Below are 18,143 nucleotides of genomic sequence, written 5' to 3' on the forward strand. Positions count from 1 at the left end.
ACTGCAACGTCAAGACGGTCCTTCGATACGTCGATACCAACCGCGATGATATCCATGGTCACCCTTCCTTGCCTAATCGGGCTTCGCACTTTGCGGCCCAGGYGACTGTTCGGGTTCAATGGACTAACGGACGGGGCACCTCTCTCACCCACGGCCTGCAACGACCTGGGGGTTTGCGGGCTCCCGTCCGTCACCGCAACGTCTACAATAGCAGACCTGCGGCGCTTCGACTTACAAGGGGGACTCTCCACGAGTCTGGTGCCGGAAAAAAATCGCAAAATCTGGTGCGAAATCGGGCCAAAGCGGACTTGTCGCGCCGAAGCTTTAGCGAAGGCGGATTGACAGCCCGCCGCCCCCTTCCTTATATGCCGCGCGTTCGCGAGATCGGCCGTTCCGCCGCTCGCGACCCTGTGGCGGGGTAGCTCAGCTGGTTAGAGCACGGGAATCATAATCCTGGGGTCGGGGGTTCGAGTCCCTCTCCCGCTACCAATAAAATCAATGATTTAAGACGAAGTTCGTTCTCGGTGAATTTTTCGCACCACATCTCGCACCAACTTTCCGGTCTAGTATCTGCCGTGGCGAAGAGCTGCACTCTCTAAATGCGAGCAGCGCGAATTGTTGCGTCCGTTCGAGCAGCAATCCATTGAAAGCGGCCGCGCCGTCGTAGCGGTACCGGTTTGGGCAGATCAAGGAGCAAGCAAAATCGAGCGCTAGGACAGGTGCGGGTGAGCTGAATCCTCGGCATCAGAAGAGAGCAGGACCCGCATCTCGACTAGAGCTAGATGGAGTTAGTCGCAAGGTGGTCGTTTCTGGTGCGAAACTGGTGCAGTCACGCCTGCTCGCGCAGATGAGCCGGGATTGACATCTGTAGGCCTCCATCGCCGAACTCTCTTCACGATGATCATCAAGCGGGTCGATTTGGCCCTCTCAAGGCTGAAACAGGGGTTCGATTCCCCTAGGGAGCGCCAACGAATATTTTCAACCACTTAGCTCCGCAATTAGCGACTTTAGCGGCGCCCAATAGCGGCACTTCATCTTTCGGCGGCGCGGGCCGAGCGTGCTATGGCACCAATGTGTGGGGTCGCGTGAGTGCGGCCCGAGAAGATTCAAATTTGCCGCGACCAAAGCACTCAATTGCACAAGCCGGAGCGTGCAGTCGGAATGTTGTCGATCGCGTTTCGAACTCTTTGACGTCTTCCCAAGCTGCATACGAGGGTTCGATTCCCTTCGCCCGCTCCAGACCACTTTCTCCTGCAAAACAAGGCATTTCTGGCCGTTCCAGGCCACGGATTTCAGCCGGTTCCGAAAATCGCGTACAAGCCCCGTCCAAATATCCCCCCAAAATCTAGCGGATGGCGTTCGACGTTCTTTACGCTGTCGACCGCGCCGCCGACGGCATTCGCGGTGATGATCGCCAGCGGCATGGCCGCCGGCGTCGGCAACGTCCCGACAGCGCGTCACGATGAGTCCGACGATCATGATGATCGCTAGTGGAGGACAGCGCGGCTACGCGGCTTCGGCGTGGCCGCCCAGCGATGTCACTTTGGACGAGATGTTGAAGTCGCCGTTTGACGACCCGGCGAATGGCGTATCGAGGGCTAAACTCACCTGCTGACGTCCGGGGCCTCCTTCTTCATGAACGCAGGGTCGTCCGCCAATTTCGAGGTAACATTCATGAACCCACTGATGTTGGCCTCCAGCCACTTCAGCAGCTGCCGCGTCTTGCCGTCTTCATCCAAGCTAGGATCCTTCTCGCGCTTCAATTCCAACATCTTGTGAGCGTTCTGCAGTTTTTGCCGCAGACCCTCGAAAGGAAATTCGATCAAAGCCTGATCCAACGTCCGCGCGGCACGATAGAGTGGAATCAGAGTTGCTGTATCGGAACTAGAACGAACTCTACCTGCGGTCCGATATATATCCTCGGTCACCAATTCGAGTCGGTCCTGTACCTGCTGCACCAGAAAAAGCGAGGCTGCGAACTGATCGATGTTGAACTTGGATTTTTTGGCAGCTTCGACGTCGAAGGTAATTCCTGCCTTTATCCGTTCGCGAAATTGGTCGCGGATCTCAAATTCTACGTCCGAGCGGTCGGAGATCGGTATATCTTCGAATCTTCCGATGCCGGCGTACCGTCGAAATTGCGTGTGCCGTAAAATGTCGTGCACCCACTCCCGCAAGACCGGATACGTTTTTCCTTCGAGTTCGCGTTCGCGGACTTGCTCGACGATGGCTGCGACCGCCTTGAACAGGTAATCGTCTTCGTTCTTCGGCTTGCTGATCGTGATGTGATCCTTGTGCTCGACGGGCACGGGGGCGCATCGGTAGACGCCGGGATCCGCGCTCAACGGATCAACCACAAGTATCTGGTAAAACGCCTCCGTTTCATAATAGACCCGCGTATCGATGTGCGTGAGTGTCCGATACCAACGATTGAGGTCCAAGAGCGAGGGCTCCTCCTTCCGCAATTGCAACGTCAGATCGCTGACCCGCACTGACCACGCAGCGACTTGCGCCGCCACTCCGGCGATCGCTCCGATCGGACCCGGCAGGAACTTGGCGGCTGCGCCGCCCAGAAATCCGACGCCTGTACCCAGATGACTTCCGATAGTCGCGATCGTAGCGCCTGCATGAGGTGTCGACAGGAAGATGACTGTACGTGTCTGCGTGAAGATGTCGTCCTTAGCGGCTTCTGCGTGGCGCAATAGCTGCTTCACCATGATGCCACCGAGGCTATGCGCGACGAAGACGATAGGCCGAGCTCCGACGTGTCTGATCTTGAGATCGTCAAATAGTTTGACTGCCAGCGCTTGGTAGCTCGGACTGACGGCAGGGTGGCCCGTCATCGGCGCGTAGTATTCGACGGCGAACGTGCGCAGGCGCCCGTCTTTTTCGCCGAGCTCCTGTGGCCAGTTGAATTTGGTGTCTGAGTTGATCCAACCGCCGGCATCGCTGCCGAGACCATGGACGAAAATGACGTCGATCTCTGGTTCAGATGGTGAAGTGGGCAAAGTGGTCATGAAGGCTGCCCCCGCTAATCGCCACAACGGCGGACGAAGCTAACCGGCAGATGTGATCAAAATTGCGACATCCGCAGGTAGAGCAGGTTGAAGCCGTTCGGCGAAATTTGTGAGAGTTTTAATGGCCGCGAAACAACCTTTCTCACGTTTGCTCTCACGTTTGCCGGCGGCGGCACCACCACCATCAGCATCATGATGTCGCCAATACCGCTGATGTGCGCGAGACGAGGGCGGCAAACTGTATGGCGGGCTTACGTCCCACGTGCTGATCCCGACGCGGTTCGCCAGGCGCAGCATGCGCAATCGTCCTCGGCGTACAGGGAGATCATGGGCGGCATGAGGATATGCATGGTCGCACGACGGCTGCTCGGTACGCCTGCCCGGGGAACATCATCGGCCGCGGTAGCGCTGGGGACCATCCCAGCCGCGGTGAGGGAGTTCAGACGCGACCGGACCAGCATCCAGTAGAACTCAAAACCCCTTGCAGGTTAATTAACTAGTCATATATGATAAATAAATATCAACAAGTGATCAAATATGGAGAGTTAGATGGGTTCGCTAAAGTCCAATGCCGCACTCCAACGCTTGGGTCACGACCTGCGGTCGGCCCGACTGAGCCGGCGGATCGTAGTGACCGACTTGGCCGAGCGCGCTGGTACGTCAGCCAGCACGATCCAAAGGCTGGAGAAGGGCGATCCCAAGGTCGCCGTCGGTACGCTCGCAAACGTACTCGTCGCTCTCGGGCTCGTCGAGAAATTGGCCGACCTCGTCGACGTCCGAAAGGACGATCTGGGTCTGGCGCTGAGTTCCGAACGGACGCCGCAGCGCGGTCGATCGTTCGCGGCCTCCTTGCGAAGGCGAAAGCGGACGGAGGACAAGGCTGAGCAGGACGAGCCCAGCGACGTAGATCCCAACGGTGTGGCCTTCTGATGAGCGAATACTACGCCCGAGTTGCCCTCGGCGAGGGCCTTACACGAGTAGGCGAATTGCGCTTCACGAGGACCGGCCCCCGCCAGTTTTCGGTCTTCACCTACGATGCGGCCTGGTCGAACAATCCCCACGCCTTTGCGCTTCAGCCGAACATGCCCGTCGATAGAGGGCCGTACCACGCGTCGGCGCAATCCGGGGAAGCGCGTGAGGCGCTCGCTGGCGTCTTTTCCGACGCCGCGCCCGACAGCTGGGGCCGCAGACTTCTAGAACGCGCCTACGGCAAAGGTCTTTCGGAGTTCGAATACCTGACGCTGTCGGACGACACGTGCAGGCAAGGCGCCCTGCGCTTCGTCGGCGAAGATGGAAAGGTCATCACCGGGAAGGCCGACGAGGCGGTACCGCGTCTGCTCGATCTGCAGGAGATCACGGCGCTCGCACGCGCCTACGAACAAGGCAAGGAATTGGCCCCGGAGCAGATGCGCGCTCTCGCGGGCGCCGGCGCATCGGGCGGAGCTCGGCCCAAGGCCAACGTCCTCGAAGGCGACGTTCTCTGGCTCGCCAAGTTCACGTCCGTCCACGACCAGCACCCGATCGAACAAGTCGAAGTCGCGACGCTGAAGCTCGCGAAGTCTTGCGGGATACGCATCCCCGAAGTCCGGCTGGAGCTCGCCGACACGCCGTTCCCCGTCGCGCTGGTCCAGCGTTTCGATCGACGCAGACGCGCGCGCATTCCCTACATCTCCGCACGGACGGCGCTCGGAAAGACGGGCGAAGAACTGGGTTCTTACACGGAGATCGTCGATTTCATGAGGACGTCCGCTCCAGAGCCGAAGGCGGATTTCGAAGAGCTCTATCGGCGGATGGTCTTCACCATACTCGTCTCGAACAAAGATGATCATCTGAAGAACCACGGATTTCTGTACGTCGGTTCGGGACGTTGGCGCCTCTCGCCGATGTTCGACGTGAATCCCTCGCCCGATCGCGAAGCGCATCTAGAGACGGCAATCATGGAAGGCGGCGCGCACGACCGATCGATCAAGCTTGCCCTCGAGGCCTGCGAGTTCTTCGAAATCGCCGAGGCGGACGCGAAGAAGATCATCCGAGAAACGGCTGGACGGGTGAAGGACGGATGGCGTGAGGCTCTCCGCCAGGCGGGGGTAAGCGGAGCCCGATCGCGCGGTTACGAAGCCGCCTTCGTCCACGATCAGTCCGAACTTGCTCTCGCTCTTTAATTGATCATATATGACTATTTATATGATTTAAGTGGTCATATACGACCAATAACTTTAAGTTGGTTGTCGATTTTTGCGGGGCAGGATCGCTCGCCGAAGGTCCGCCCCGTCGGCATAAACGCACTTCAGGCGAAGTCGGGCCGAATCCCGCTAATGGAACAGGAAGGCCGCTGCTCGTCGCCGTGCACTCGTTTCTGCCGACGTGGGAAGACCCGGGTTTCGGTCAAGACTAAGAAGCTGCGCGGCAAGGCCATCGTCCGGGGCGGCGCTGGAACGGCCACGCGTACCGTGGGCCTTCTCGGCGGCATCCTTACCTACGCCGTCGAAGCAGGGATCATCGAGAGCAACCCGGCCCATGGTATCCGCAAGCCAAAGGACAATGTGCGAAAGCGTCGACTGTCGGAGGCGGAGTATCGAATACTCGGTCGGATGCTCCGCGACGCCGCCAAGCAGCAGAAATACACCACGATCGGGGACATTGTCCGTCAGATTGCGCTGACCGGCTCCCGGCGAAGCGAGATGATCGGCTTGAAATGGACGGAGGCTGATACCGAGGCGAGTTGTTTGCGACTGGAGGACAGTAAGGAAGGTGAATCGATCCGCCCCGTAGGATTGCCTGTCGTCGAATATCTCGAGCAGCGTCGCACCGACCATGTCGGCACATTTGTTTTCCCGGGGCAGGGCGAGGACAACGCGTTCGGCAGTTTCCCGAGCCATTGGAAGCATATCTTCAAGGACTCCCGCTATCCGATGTGACGCCGCACGTCCTCCGTCACAGCTTCGCGAGCATGGCCAACGATCTCGGCTTTACCGAGGTGACCATCGCGGCTCTGGTCGGTCATGCCAAAGGTTCGGTGACGAGCAAGTACATCCATACGCTTGACACCGCGCTCATCATGGCTGCGGACACCATCTCGGGCTATATTCAGGGGCTCCTTGACGGCATCGAATTCAAGCAAACCGCCTACGCGTTGGACCGCGATTCACGAAAAGCCGCGCTGGCCCGCTTCTTAAAGAAGGCATCCAACGGCGACCACGAAGACGGCGAAAAGGATCGCCGCTTGGCCGCCTAGGTATAATCGGCGCTTAGTGGGGTTGCAGGCGACTTATCCTCAAAGAGAATGCGCTCCGTAGATGCCAATCCTGACAGAAAACCTCGGCCAGACCCAAAGTCAGGCAGTCGCCACCGCCTCCCGTCGAGCAATCATGCGCAACACCTCCGGGGGCACACCGAAGGCCCGGAGAAACGCCCGCCGCATGCGTTCGCGGTCAGCAAAACCCGCTTCTTGCGCTACGACGTTAACCGTGTGCCGCCCTTCCTCCATCATGAACCTGGCAGCTTCCAGCCGAAGTCGCTCGACAGCCTTCGCCGGGGGCTGACCCGTCTCGGCCAGAAAAGAGCGGCTGAACTGACGAGGGCTGAGGTTGGCGACGGCCGCAAGCTCCTCGATTGTGAGCGGATTCCGCAGATTTTGACGGATGTACGCCACGACCAATTCTATGCGATCGGATTTCGGCGTCATGTCGAGGAGAGCGGAATGCTGTGTTTGTCCGCCCATCCGACGTTGATTAATGACCATAAGCTTGGCAGCGACTTTCGCAACTTCGGGACCCAGGTCCTTATCGATCATCGCTAGGACAAGGTCGATTCCTGCGGTCATTCCAGCCGACGTCCAGATCGGACCGTCATTGATGTAGATCCGGTCCTCCTCCAACCTGACATCCGGAAACCGAGCCTTGAAACTTGCCGCTTGAATCCAATGCGTTGTCGCACGGCGACCATCAAGAAGTCCGGCTTCAGCGAGAACAAACGCCCCGTTGCAAAATGAAGCGGTGCGCCTCGACGCCCTCGCAGCTTCTTGCACGAAGGCAATCAAGTTTGCGCTCGATGGGGCCATTTCGAACGCGGTGATCGCGCCGACAATAATTGTATCAAAAGCCGGATCGCCGAATGCTTCGGTGTCAACGGTCAAACCACAGGAAGATCGAACGGGACCGCCGTGCTCTGACAACAGATGGAGGTCATAGTGGGTATCGGCCGGAGGCGGCTTCGCAAGCCCGAACCCCGTCATTTCGAATGCCGTCATGGGCGCAAGACTCAAGAGCTGGAAGTCGTGCGGGACAATGAGACCTACCCGATGCATGGCTGCTCCTACTGTCCGAAATGCGGATGATAGTCCAGACGGGTATCATCCAGGAGGCATGCTCTGCTGTCKAACCCGGGTGCTCACGCACGGGCCGGATGGGCCGAGAGCGCCGTTCGGCCCCGCATTGGGAGCCAGACTCAAGCCTACATTTTTTATAGCCCAAGTCAGGCAGCCGCCACCGCCTCCCGTCGAGCGTTCCTGCGCAATATTTCCGGTGGCACGCCGAAGGTCCGGAGGAACGCGCGACGCATGCGTTCGCGGTCCACGAAACCTGTTTCCTGCGCCACAACATTGACCGTGTGCCGCCCCTCTTCGATCATGAACCTGGCGGCCTCCAGTCGAAGCCGCTCCACGGCTTTTGCTGGTGACTGGCCGGTCTCAGCCAGAAAGGCGCGGCTGAACTGGCGGGGGCTCAGGTTGGCGACCGCCGCAAGCTCTTCGATCGTCAATGGGTTCGGCAAATTTTGGCGGATGTGCGCCAGGACCAATTCGATGCGATCGGACTTCGGCGTCATATCAAGGAGTGCGGAATGCTGTTTTTGTCCACCCATCCGACGCTGGTTCATGACCAGAAGCCTAGCGACCATTTTCGCGGCTTCGGGACCGAGATCACTATCGATCAACGCCAGAACGAGGTCGATCCCCGCGGTCATTCCCGCCGAAGTCCAGACCGGTCCGTCATTGATGTAGATGCGGTCCTCCTCCGCCCTGACATCCGGGAATCGAGCCCTGAAACTATCTGCATGAGCCCAATGCATCGTCGCGCGTCGACCATTCAGAAGGCCCGCTTCAGCCAGCACAAACGCGCCGCTGCAGATCGAGGCGATCCGCCTGGATGCTTTGGCTGCCTCCTGCACGAACGCGATCATGGTCGCATCGGACGAAGGCATGTCCATCTCGGTGATCGAACCCACGATAACTGTGTCGAAGGCGGGATCTCCGAACGCCTCGGTTTGCAGCGTCATTCCTGACGAAGACCGAACCGGACCGCCATGCTCTGACAACAAATGGATGTCGTAGCGCTGGTCGGCGGGAGGCAGATTGACGATTTCGAATGCCGTCAGAGCCGCAAGGCTCATCAGCTGAAACCGTTGCGGCACGATGAAACCGACCCGATGCATTTTCGCTCCTGTGGCACGAATGGTGGCAAGAACGACCTACGTCAGCCCCGCCGTAATCGCTAGAGTCCGAGCAACAAATCTCGCACTGGCTCCTCGCCGCTAAGCGACACCCATGTCAGCGCTTCCGTGAGGAAGAAAGGATGATGCATGTCTACCGATCACGCCGCCTTCGTCGAGCATCGCATTTCTAGGGGCGAAGGAAAAGTCTACGCTCGAGATTATGCGGGTTCTGGCCCGGCCTTCGTGCTCATGCACGGCTTCCCCGACAATCTGCACATCTGGGACGACCTGATTCCGCACTTGGTCGCCAGCGGGCGGCGCGTGGTGACGTTCGATTTTTTGGGCTTTGGCGCCTCCGACAAGCCCGCCGGCACCGTCTATAGCTTTAAGCAGCAACTTGGCGACCTTGAAGCGGTGGTAGAGGGTCTGGGTCTGGGGACGATCGTCCCCGTCGCTCACGATTCCTCGGGGATGGCGACGCTCAACTACGCGCTCGCGCATCCAGACGGTGTCGCTTCCGTGATCATGCTGAACTCGGCCTACAGCGAAGATGACACGGTGCTTTGGCCCGAGATGATCACGCTGTTCGCGACCCGGAGCATGCAGTCCTTGGCCATGGCGATTGCGCAGAGTCCTGAGCAATTCGGCTGGCTGCTGAGATGGCAGCAGAAGAAATTCCTGGATTCTTTGCCCGAGGCGCAAAAGTCCCATTTCAGCGCGTTCATCGGTCCGCTGATCAGCGACAATTTCATTGTCCAGCCCGGTGCCGGTCCGGCTTTCGTGCAGCTGGCGGCGGAATTCTTCGATGAACACGCCCGAAACGCAAAGCATCTGACGGCGCTCAAGACGCTGGATATTCCAGTCAAGCTGATCTGGGGACGGTACGATCCTTACTTCCCCGCCGCCATGGCCGAGCGGCGCCAGTCTCAGCTCAAGAATGCGTCCCTCACCGTCATACCGGCAGGTCATTGGCTGCAGGCCGACGAGCCCGCGCAAGTGGCGAAGGCGATGTTGTCATGAGCCGCGTCCTCGACAAGCTCGCTGTGAACGCGACCCGCATGACCAGGCTCGCCTGCTTCGGCGCCCTCGTCGCGATGTTCGTAGCGATCAGCCCGGCCACTTCGTCCGCTCAGTCGGCACCATCTTCGGGCCTTGACGTGCCGACCACCAAGCTGCTGGCGATCGGCACCTTCACAGCCAAAGGGACGCCGGACCAGTGGAAGCCGCTCCTTCCTTCTGAAGTGCGGGACACCGTACGGCTCTATCTCGCTGGGAAAATCGACCAATGGTACCTCAAGCAGGACCAGAGCGGTGTCGTGTTCATGATGAACGTCACCGATCCGAAGGAGGCTCTGGAACTGCTGGGCAGGTTTCCTTTCGGCCAGGCGGGGATGATGGAATTCCAGATCATCCCGCTCGGCCCGATCGCGCCGCTTCGCGTGCTTTTGACCGAGCCTGCGAAGTAGTTCGCGGCGCTCCGGACCAATCTATCAAAAGGAATTAGCAAAATGCCCGACAACAAGAATCCGCGCGTTCATGCCGAGATACTGCCCGCGCTTGCCGCCGTCGTCGTTCCGACGACCAAGATCCTGGCGATCGGGTCGGTCACGGCCAAGGGCACGCCCGCGGCAATCGCACCGGTCCTGCCCCATGAGGTTCGTGCGACGGTCCGCAATCATCTCGCTGGAAAGATCGAGCAGTGGTTCTTCCAGACGGAGGGCTACGGCGTCGTCTTCATCGTGAACGCGACCAGCACTGCGGAAGCGCACGAACTCCTAGAGAAGCTTCCTCTTGGCGTGGCCGGCATGATGGAATTCGAGCTGATCGCTCTCGGCCCGCTTGCGCCGCTCGCCATGCTCATCGGTGAGCCTCCGCGTTCGTGATGCGATCCGCAAACCGCGTTGGGAACTTGGTAGCGCCCCAGACTCCGTCAGACCGCATTCGTAGCTTCGTGACTACCCGATCGCTCCGCTTCGGACGCTTTGTACGGATACTGCGAAGTCGTTCGTGGTCCCCCTACCGATATGCCGAGAGCAAGCAGTAAAATGCCTGACGTCAAGAATCCGCGTGTCCATGCCGAGATATTGCCTGCGCTCGCCGCCGTTGTCGCTCCGACAACCAAGATCCTGGCGATCGGCTCGGTCACGGCGAAGGGCACACCCGAGGCGATCGCCTCGGTCCGCCCCCATGAGGTTCGCGCCACGGTTCGCAATCATCTCGCTGGAAAAATCGAGCAGTGGTTCTCCCAGACAGAGGGCCGCGGCGTCATCTTCATCGTGAACGCCACCAGCACGGCAGAGGCGCACGAACTCCTGGAGAAGCTTCCACTCGGCGTCGCCGGAATGATGGAATTCGAGTTGATCGCTCTCGGGCCGCTTGCGCCGCTCGCCATGCTCATCGCCGAACCTCCGGGTTCGCAAAGCGATCCGCGGGTTTCGTTGTGAGCTTGGTGGCGCTCCAGGCTCCATCGCCAACCGATTGAGGTCGACCGGGGCATGGTGAAGCCATGTCGGGGACCAAAGATTACATCAACAACCCGCCAAAAAGGACCCGCCACGATGCCTGTTGTCAAAGCCGCGGCCGTGCAGATCAGTCCTGTTCTCTACAGCCGGGAAGGCACTGTTGGCAAAGTGGTCAAGAAAATCATCGAGCTTGGGCGCCAAGGCGTCCAGTTCGCGACCTTCCCGGAAACGGTCATTCCTTACTACCCCTATTTTTCCTTCGTCGAAGCGCCCTACCTTATGGGCGCGGAGCACTACAAGTTGCTCGATCAGGCTGTGACCGTGCCGTCTGACGCCACCAGGGCTATCGGTGAGGCCGCAAAGCAAGCCGGCATGGTCGTCTCCGTCGGCGTCAACGAGCGCGATGGCGGCACGATCTATAACGCGCAACTCCTGTTCGATGCCGACGGCACACTCATCCAGCACCGTCGCAAGATTTCTCCGACCTATCATGAACGCATGGTCTGGGGTCAGGGCGATGGCTCCGGGCTGCGCTGTGTCGACAGCGCCGTAGGGCGCATCGGTCAACTGGCCTGCTGGGAGCATTACAACCCGCTGGCCCGCTACGCCTTGATGGCCGACGGCGAGCAGATTCACTCCGCTATGTATCCTGGCTCGTTCGCCGGTGACGGTTTCTCCGAGCAGATTTCAGTCAATATTCGCCAGCACGCACTGGAGGCCGGGTGTTTCGTGGTCTGTGCGACCGCCTGGCTGAACGCTGAGCAGCAAGCTCAGATCATGAAGGATACCTGCTGCAGCATCGAGCCGATCTCTAGCGGCTGCTTCACCGCGATCGTCTCTCCAGAGGGCGCATTGATGGGCGCGCCGCTGCGATCGGGCGAAGGCGAGGTCATCGCCGATCTCGATTTCTGGGCTATCGACAAGCGCAAGCGCCTGATGGACTCGCGCGGTCACTACAGCCGCCCGGAACTGCTCAGCCTCCTGATCGACCGTACGCCGAAGTCCCATGTGCATGAGCGCAACGCGCATCCAGTGCTGAAATCCCTAGACCCGGCCGATCGGCTGGAAGAAGTCGACTCGCGTCTGGTAATGGCAGCTACCTCATGACTTCACGCCGGCGGCGGTCTCGTCGCCGCGCTCGGCCTCCCGAAAGCGGCGCTCGCAGACGCGACGAAGGTCGCCAGGCCGCCAGCCCACCAACCTGCTCACAAAGGATCAAAGCTCATGACGACCGCGACAATGAAAGACGGCGCGAAGATCTACTTCAAGGACTGGGGTGCCGGTCCGGTCGTAACCTTCTCCCATGGCTGGCCGCTCACCGCAGACGCCTGGGACGCCCAGATGCTGTTCCTGGCGAACCACGGCTACCGCGTTATTGCTCATGATCGACGCAGCCATGGTCGATCGGATCAGACCTGGACCGGCAACGACATGGATACCTATGCCGACGATCTCGCCACACTACTCGAGACGCTCGACGTCAAGGGTGCGACGATGATCGGCCATTCGACCGGTGGAGGCGAGGTGGCGCGCTATATGGGCCGCCATGGCACATCGCGTGTATCGAAAGCAGTCCTGATCTCCGCGGTACCTCCCCATATGGCGCAGACGCACACCAACCCTAACAGCGCGCCGATGAGCGTCTTCGACGGTCTGCGCGCGAGCCTGCTTGCCGATCGGGCGGGGTTCTTTAAAGAACTGGCAATGCCGTTCTTTGGCTATAACCGTCCCAATGCAAAGGTTTCGCAAGGCCAGATAGACTCTTTCTGGCTTCAGGGCATGATGGGGAGCCTCCAAGGCGAGCATGACTGCATCAAGGCCTTCTCCGAGACCGATTTTACGGATGATCTCAAGAAGATGACGATCCCAACCCTGCTGCTGCAGGGTAATGACGATCAGATCGTTCCTATCGACATCGCGTCCCGGCGTTCGGTGAAGATCCTGCCAAACGCGAGCCTGAAGGAATATGCCGGTGCTCCACATGGCATGTGCGTCACCCACGCCGATCAAGTGAACGCAGACCTGCTGACCTTCCTCAAAGGATGACGGGGACGAAATCCTCCCGCCGATCGACCGGCGGCAAAAGCGGATACGTCGCGCGGCAAAGCATATTCATTCTAAGTGAGGCGAAAGATGAGCAAGGCACAACACGAACTTCCGATTCTGGTGACCGGGGCGGCTGGACGGATCGGCTCGGTGGGCCGCTCCGTGACGGAGCTGCTTCTCGCCCGTGGGTTCCGGGTACGAGCGCAGGTTCGTGTGGACGACGAGCGGGCCACAAGGCTGCGCGCGCTCGGTGCAGAAGTCGTGGTTGGCGATCTGCTTGATCTTATGGCGGTACATCGGGCGATCGAAGGGTGCGAACGTCTCTGCTTCGCAATGTCGGTCGCGCCGACCTATCTCGAAGCGGCTGTCAACGTCGCCGTCGTCGCGAAGCACCGCGGCGTAAAGGCGTTCGTCAATCTCTCCCAGATGACCGTCAACGAGATGGACATTTTCAATACGACCCCTAGCCCACAGCAAAAGCAGCATTGGTTGGCGGAACAGATATTATCCTGGTCCGGGCTGCCAGTGGTGGAAGTACGACCAACGGCCTTCATGGAAGGGCTACTGCTTCAAACCGCGAAAACCGTCTCCATGCAGGACAAAATCATGGCGCCCTTTGGTAGGGGCAAGAACTCAGCCATCGCTGCAGCCGATGTCGCTCGGGTGATCGCCGAGATCTTGAGTGAGCCCGCCGAGCATATCGGCCAGGCCTACCATCTGACCGGCCCGGTTTCGCAGGACATGGACGCGGTTGCACGCGAGTTCTCGGTCGCGCTTGGTCGCACGATCTCGTACGTCAACGTTCCACTTGAGGTCATGAAGGGGCAACTCGCCACCTTCGGAATGCCGCTTCATGTCGTTGCGCACGTGGCGACCATGGCGGAACTACATCAGAACAACCGGTACGATCGGTTCAGCAATGATGTCGAAAGGCTGACCGGCATGCGTCCGATGAGCGTTCGGGAATTCGTGCAGAAGAGCGCACACGCGTTCGCACCGGTCGCGCCTTCGAGCGCGGCTGAATAAGCACGGCATCGTAGACAGGGGTCCGGCTTCGCTAAGGAGCGTGGTTGCGGGGCCAAGGCGAATCGCGGCCATCACGCTCGCGCCTCTAATTCTACCAGGCCGTTCATCACGAATGAGCCTTATCACGTCGCGCTTAAGTTGGCGGTCGATATATGGCCCCTAAGTGCGACGAACTTTGGAGATGCAGGTTAGAAGTTCAACGCGTTTGCGATGCGGACCAGGGTTGCTTTCTAGTCACATTGAAGTCATTCATTGGATGAATCTCATGACCGACCTTATGATTTTCGGAATCAGCGTCGCGTTCAGCTTTGTTGCTTGGGGAGCGGTTTGCTCTCGCTACATTTGGCCATTTGTCCGATCCCGCTCATTGCCCGACGCGGCCACGCCGCTGCTTTATCTCAATGTATTTCGCTTCGTTGGCGCGTCTTTTCTTGTTCCTGGTGTCGCGGGCTCATTGCCCAGAGCCTTCGCGGCGCCCGGTGCTTTCGGCGACTTGTTTGCAGTCGTACTCGCTTGGGTGGCCCTAATGCTCCTGCGGAGACCGGCCGGATACTCCGCGCTGTGGCTCTTCAACCTGTGGGGAGCGGGCGATCTTCTATTTGCATTCTACCAAGGCCTCTTTGATGAAGACTTTCACCCCTCGGCACTGGGCGCCACGTTTTACATTCCGACCGTATATGTGCCCCTTCTTCTGTGTGTACATTTTATGCTTTTCGCGCTTCTCCTGAGGGCCCGGTCAATGTCGACCAACGCAGCCGCCGGAAGCTAATAAGGTGAGTCCGCGAAGGAGCGCTTCTGGCGGATATTGTTGAAAAAGTCTATTTGGCGACAAACGAAATTTCTCAGGGCCGCCGATGCATTTCGCATCCAGGGATCCGGGCCCACATCGTTTCACACCAAGACGGCCACCAGCCTTCGTACCAGCGCTGAAGAGCGCTTTAGCGTTAGAGACGGCCAAGAGTGGACATTCGCGCGGTTTCGATGTCGTTCGGTTTTCGTTTTTCAACAGTATCGGCGCGAAGCGGTCGTTGTGGATGTCTCGCTAGCTCCCGCTATCCTGACCTAGCCCGAACAACTTCCTCTCGGTGAACTGGACCGACCTGCATTGCGAGCGGTAAATTAAGCGCGTGTTACTCCCAACTGCTTACTCGCGCGAATGAACCAGAACTGAAGTCCGAGGCTGGGTCTGCATATCGCGTTGTAAAACAAAGGAAAGCTGGCGCACCCGACACGATTCGAACGTGTGACCTTTGCCTTCGGAGGGCAACGCTACCGTCGCGCGGCGAGGCAAGGATTCAGTTATCGTGTCCGACCGTGGATGGCCACTGAAGCCAACTTGCGCCATGTACACGTTTGCGGTACACGTTAGCCACACGGCTAGCCGGAAGATGCTGATTTTTCAGCGATATTTAGTCTCGCTTCAGGGGTGGCTCTGAGTCCCACTCTCTCCGCACCTGACGATCAGCACTGTACTGGGCGCGCCATTCGGCTTTGATTTCCCTATATTGTCCAAAGTGCGAAGTGGCTTGATCCGCCGCAGCGCACTGAGCAGATCAAAACTCAAGGTCGACGTCTTTCGCGACCCGGCCTTTGCGACGGATGAGTCTCGTGCCGAAGTCGTCTTCGAGCGCTACCTCCGCCAGCGCGTACTCGATAAGCTCGGTGTCGGACGTTATGCCGGATTGTTTCTTCGCAGCTGCCACCAGATCCCGGCAAACGCGGCCGCCAATCCGACGGTTTTCGCCACCGAGCAGACCAAGTTTCCGTGCCGTTTCCAAGACCGCACGCCACCTGACGTTCGGCTGCACCGGTACGCTTGGACTGTCGCGGGTCGACTTCAAAATGATAGATCTCCTGCTCGGGAGATAGAGATTTGGCTAACGGGCTCAACGTCCTTATGGCCCAAAAGACGTCAATCTTTCCCGGCCTGACGAACAAACTCGGAAAACAAGCTGCCGAACCCACGGGGCAGGGACGAGCTTGCGGGATCACCTCAAAGGACCCCAATGGAGACACGATCACAGCTATCCGGCTCGGATTGACCTAAACTGGACTCCAAGGGAACCACTAACCCCGGACTGAACACCAAAACCATTTTGCGGCCAGACCCAGATCAAACGGAAACGACAAATCTAGCAAGGGTCTTTACCGGAAGCGTACGCTCCTGTTTTGCCTGGATCAGGAGTGGCACGAGACGCTCGGCGGGCGAGGCGTCGTAGTCGAGGATGTCGATGGCCTCCGCCACCTGACTTCAGCTCCAATCGATGCTCGGCCAGTTTCGCTCGGTTTTGCTCCACCGCGAGGTTGTTACCGGGCGTTACCGTAGGTGTTCTCCAAAGCGAATTGCGAGTCTGAACGAACGGAAAGCTCCATCTTTCCAATGTAGTTCGCAAAGCAGATTTGGAGTCAGATTCACGTCAATTGCGAGTCCCGGACATCTAAGACTATCAAAATCCGAGTCCCATCGGTAAGCCAAGACGGCTTTCAGGCGCTAGATTCCTTGAACCAGGCTGTCGACAGGGTCATGACCAGGTTTGGCATGGCAACTATCCATCCGACGGCCAGTATAGCCCCCATGTATGGCTACGACCTGGCCGGCGGGTGCAGGCGAGGATCGAGGGCGAACGACTCCTGCGACTTCACCTTGTAGGAGCCGTCTGCGTCTGACGCGACAAACATCAGATTCCAGCTCGACCACGAACACGCTGGTCGGGTCCACCGTGATAGCGGTGAGTACGTGGGGGACCGTGTCAAGCGCCCTGAAGCCCTTGTGGACTGCAACTTCCAGAATTGCAGTAGCGGGATCTACCGAGCAGTACACGGCCCGAAGTCCTCTGCTGTTCCAGCGACCGCCGACCAGAAAAGCTCCTTCGCCGCTGTCCCATGTGGCCGCGTATGTCGCTTGGTCCAATCGCCAAGCGACGAGCTCGGTACCGCCGAGCGCCCCAGGCAATGGCGTCACGCGTAGACACCGTGCTCAAGTCGAACGAGAAAATCTTCCACCAACTCAACACCAGCCGGTGTGGCCAACAGATCGATTGGCTTATGCTGGTTCAAGCCGATAGCCGGCCGTTCCAACCATTGCTCAGCTTCCTGCATGGAACCGAAAATGGAGGTTGCTTTCGCCAGGACTTCCGCGAGCTTCCATGTTCACCCACTTTGCTCTGGGCTGAGTGGCTTGGCTCCCGCGGAGGCATGGCGTTGGTAGGTGCGATGGCTCATTCCAATCGCTTTGGCGAAAGAGTCGTCCCAGCGAAGAAACACCAGGTTCTCGACCAGATATAACAGTGCTCTGGACGGCAGCCCGTTCAGAAGCATCTCATGCGCCTCCAACGGGCTTTGGGGAACCTTTCGAAAAGTAGACGGAGCGCCAAGCAGACTGGCGACTGCAGCCAGCCGCGTCTTCTCAATCGGTTGTGGCCGGTCGGTCTCTCGGTTACGCATTTGAAGTCGTCCAGCCATGTGTCGTTCCATCTATGACAGTTGGCGCAAACGTTCAAGAAAGGCGGATCGGTGTTCCGGCCGGTGCCCGCGGGATCCTCCGGCAGGACGCATGCTCAAAGGCCTCGAAGCGGGTCGAGCCACCTCACTGAATATGGTTGGGTCGCACCCCTATGACCAAGATCCGGGGCATTCAGACAAGCGATCGAGCGCGTACCATTGGGCTTCGCGGTGCGGGATGTCGGCTATGCTGCGTAGCCACCTGGTGGGTTGGCGTCGCCAGCCAGACTCAAGGTTCGCTTAAATCGACTCGATTCTTCTTTGCGAGCACACCAAACTCCGCTGGGCAAAGACCGCTCGATCGAGGCGCGCAGCGAGAGGTCCCGCTATACACCGCCGGACAGTAATGAGCAGGGACTGTTGCCGGTTCGGGTTGGTTGATAGCGGTCAAACAAGTGGCAACTCTCGGCCGTCCACCTTAGCTGGGCGAGCGCCGAAGGACCAAGCGGACCGGGCAGGTTCTTCCAATCTTCCTGATGTGCCCGGACTGTGTCGTATCAGAATCCGACTCGTTCGGTGATGTCTGAGCTCGAAAGGACCATTTTGTCTAGCAAGAGCTCCAGACACGTCCATCGATGAGTCTGGACTTCCGGCTCAGCAGCAATCTCTGGCTACTCTGCCCGTGGATGTCTTCAATCTGTCTCGATCGGAAAGGTTACCG

The 18,143-nt window shown here is 59.0% G+C and carries 18 protein-coding genes, 3 tRNA genes and 2 pseudogenes; 14 read left to right on the plus strand and 9 right to left on the minus strand.

Annotation, left to right across the window (positions count from 1 at the left end):
- Positions 1-412: 412 nt before the first annotated feature.
- Together AC1DW2_RS32055 and AC1DW2_RS32060 are read left to right on the plus strand one after the other, a co-directional pair.
- Positions 413-489: transfer RNA gene (locus AC1DW2_RS32055), tRNA-Met, on the plus strand.
- A 413-nt stretch (positions 490-902) separates the two neighbouring features.
- A tRNA-Glu gene (locus tag AC1DW2_RS32060) sits at positions 903-968 on the plus strand.
- A gap of 636 nt (positions 969-1,604) precedes the next feature.
- Here AC1DW2_RS32060 and AC1DW2_RS32065 read toward each other — a convergent pair.
- Positions 1,605-3,017 (minus strand): esterase/lipase family protein, encoded by a 1,413-nt coding sequence (locus tag AC1DW2_RS32065; protein ID WP_477007930.1) that lies wholly within the window; start codon positions 3,015-3,017, stop codon positions 1,605-1,607.
- Positions 3,018-3,073: 56 nt separating this feature from the next.
- Positions 3,074-3,211 carry a hypothetical protein gene (locus tag AC1DW2_RS32070; RefSeq protein WP_477007931.1) on the minus strand — a complete coding sequence of 46 codons (138 nt, stop codon included), beginning with the start codon at positions 3,209-3,211 and terminating at the stop codon, positions 3,074-3,076.
- A gap of 355 nt (positions 3,212-3,566) precedes the next feature.
- On the opposite strand from AC1DW2_RS32070, the gene AC1DW2_RS32075 reads away from it, so the two are divergent.
- The 4 genes from AC1DW2_RS32075 to AC1DW2_RS32090 all read left to right on the plus strand — a co-directional run bounded on the left by AC1DW2_RS32075 (position 3,567) and on the right by AC1DW2_RS32090 (position 6,252).
- Positions 3,567-3,947 carry a helix-turn-helix domain-containing protein gene (locus AC1DW2_RS32075; protein WP_477007932.1) on the plus strand — a complete coding sequence of 127 codons (381 nt, stop codon included), beginning with the start codon at positions 3,567-3,569 and terminating at the stop codon, positions 3,945-3,947.
- Positions 3,947-5,179: a type II toxin-antitoxin system HipA family toxin gene (locus AC1DW2_RS32080; protein WP_477007933.1), complete on the plus strand. Its 1,233-nt coding sequence runs from the start codon at positions 3,947-3,949 to the stop codon at positions 5,177-5,179. Before AC1DW2_RS32075 ends, AC1DW2_RS32080 begins: the two co-directional genes overlap by 1 nt.
- Positions 5,180-5,332: 153 nt before the next feature.
- Positions 5,333-5,935, plus strand: coding sequence for a hypothetical protein (locus tag AC1DW2_RS32085; RefSeq protein WP_477007934.1), 603 nt, complete (start codon positions 5,333-5,335; stop codon positions 5,933-5,935).
- Entirely contained in the window at positions 5,842-6,252 is a 411-nt protein-coding gene (locus tag AC1DW2_RS32090; protein WP_477007994.1) for a tyrosine-type recombinase/integrase, read from the plus strand. Before AC1DW2_RS32085 ends, AC1DW2_RS32090 begins: the two co-directional genes overlap by 94 nt.
- A gap of 99 nt (positions 6,253-6,351) precedes the next feature.
- Here the strand turns inward: AC1DW2_RS32090 and AC1DW2_RS32095 are convergent, their stop codons facing one another.
- Both AC1DW2_RS32095 and AC1DW2_RS32100 read right to left on the minus strand, forming a co-directional pair.
- On the minus strand, positions 6,352-7,323 hold the full coding sequence (locus AC1DW2_RS32095) for a GlxA family transcriptional regulator (protein WP_477007935.1): 972 nt from the start codon (positions 7,321-7,323) through the stop codon (positions 6,352-6,354).
- 167 nt (positions 7,324-7,490) lie between these two features.
- Complete coding sequence (locus AC1DW2_RS32100) at positions 7,491-8,447, minus strand: GlxA family transcriptional regulator (protein ID WP_477007936.1); 957 nt, start codon at positions 8,445-8,447, stop codon at positions 7,491-7,493.
- A 147-nt stretch (positions 8,448-8,594) separates the two neighbouring features.
- Between AC1DW2_RS32100 and AC1DW2_RS32105 the strand changes: the two genes are divergently transcribed.
- From AC1DW2_RS32105 to AC1DW2_RS32140, 8 genes are all read left to right on the plus strand, one after another.
- Complete coding sequence (locus AC1DW2_RS32105; RefSeq protein WP_477007937.1) at positions 8,595-9,467, plus strand: alpha/beta fold hydrolase; 873 nt, start codon at positions 8,595-8,597, stop codon at positions 9,465-9,467.
- Entirely contained in the window at positions 9,464-9,913 is a 450-nt protein-coding gene (locus tag AC1DW2_RS32110) for a hypothetical protein (protein WP_477007938.1), read from the plus strand. Before AC1DW2_RS32105 ends, AC1DW2_RS32110 begins: the two co-directional genes overlap by 4 nt.
- Positions 9,914-9,955: 42 nt before the next feature.
- Complete coding sequence (locus AC1DW2_RS32115; protein ID WP_027568291.1) at positions 9,956-10,330, plus strand: hypothetical protein; 375 nt, start codon at positions 9,956-9,958, stop codon at positions 10,328-10,330.
- A 162-nt stretch (positions 10,331-10,492) separates the two neighbouring features.
- The gene (locus tag AC1DW2_RS32120; RefSeq protein WP_477007939.1) at positions 10,493-10,891 is read left to right on the plus strand and encodes a hypothetical protein; all 399 of its coding nucleotides are present in this window, start codon (positions 10,493-10,495) and stop codon (positions 10,889-10,891) included.
- A 114-nt stretch (positions 10,892-11,005) separates the two neighbouring features.
- Positions 11,006-12,016 carry a nitrilase-related carbon-nitrogen hydrolase gene (locus AC1DW2_RS32125; protein WP_477007940.1) on the plus strand — a complete coding sequence of 337 codons (1,011 nt, stop codon included), beginning with the start codon at positions 11,006-11,008 and terminating at the stop codon, positions 12,014-12,016.
- A 117-nt stretch (positions 12,017-12,133) separates the two neighbouring features.
- Entirely contained in the window at positions 12,134-12,955 is an 822-nt protein-coding gene (locus AC1DW2_RS32130; RefSeq protein ID WP_477007941.1) for an alpha/beta fold hydrolase, read from the plus strand.
- Positions 12,956-13,042: 87 nt separating this feature from the next.
- Positions 13,043-13,981 (plus strand): NmrA family NAD(P)-binding protein, encoded by a 939-nt coding sequence (locus AC1DW2_RS32135; RefSeq protein WP_477007942.1) that lies wholly within the window; start codon positions 13,043-13,045, stop codon positions 13,979-13,981.
- Positions 13,982-14,246: 265 nt separating this feature from the next.
- Positions 14,247-14,750, plus strand: a complete 504-nt coding sequence (locus AC1DW2_RS32140; RefSeq protein WP_477007943.1) for a hypothetical protein — start codon at positions 14,247-14,249, stop codon at positions 14,748-14,750.
- A 448-nt stretch (positions 14,751-15,198) separates the two neighbouring features.
- Here the strand turns inward: AC1DW2_RS32140 and AC1DW2_RS32145 are convergent.
- From AC1DW2_RS32145 to parS, 5 genes and pseudogenes are all read right to left on the minus strand, one after another.
- Positions 15,199-15,321: transfer RNA gene (locus AC1DW2_RS32145), tRNA-Arg, on the minus strand.
- A gap of 213 nt (positions 15,322-15,534) precedes the next feature.
- A complete protein-coding gene (locus AC1DW2_RS32150; protein WP_477007944.1) occupies positions 15,535-15,822 on the minus strand; it encodes a hypothetical protein in 288 nt (95 codons plus the stop codon).
- Positions 15,823-16,094: 272 nt separating this feature from the next.
- Positions 16,095-16,226 carry a hypothetical protein gene (locus AC1DW2_RS32155; protein WP_477007945.1) on the minus strand — a complete coding sequence of 44 codons (132 nt, stop codon included), beginning with the start codon at positions 16,224-16,226 and terminating at the stop codon, positions 16,095-16,097.
- A 338-nt stretch (positions 16,227-16,564) separates the two neighbouring features.
- A pseudogene (locus AC1DW2_RS32160) lies at positions 16,565-16,943 on the minus strand (RES family NAD+ phosphorylase).
- Positions 16,940-17,425: pseudogene (parS, locus tag AC1DW2_RS32165) on the minus strand (type II RES/Xre toxin-antitoxin system antitoxin). The pseudogenes AC1DW2_RS32160 and parS overlap by 4 nt, the downstream one beginning before the upstream one ends.
- Positions 17,426-18,143 lie beyond the last annotated feature (718 nt).

The organism is Bradyrhizobium sp. P3_C3, assembly GCF_056402655.1.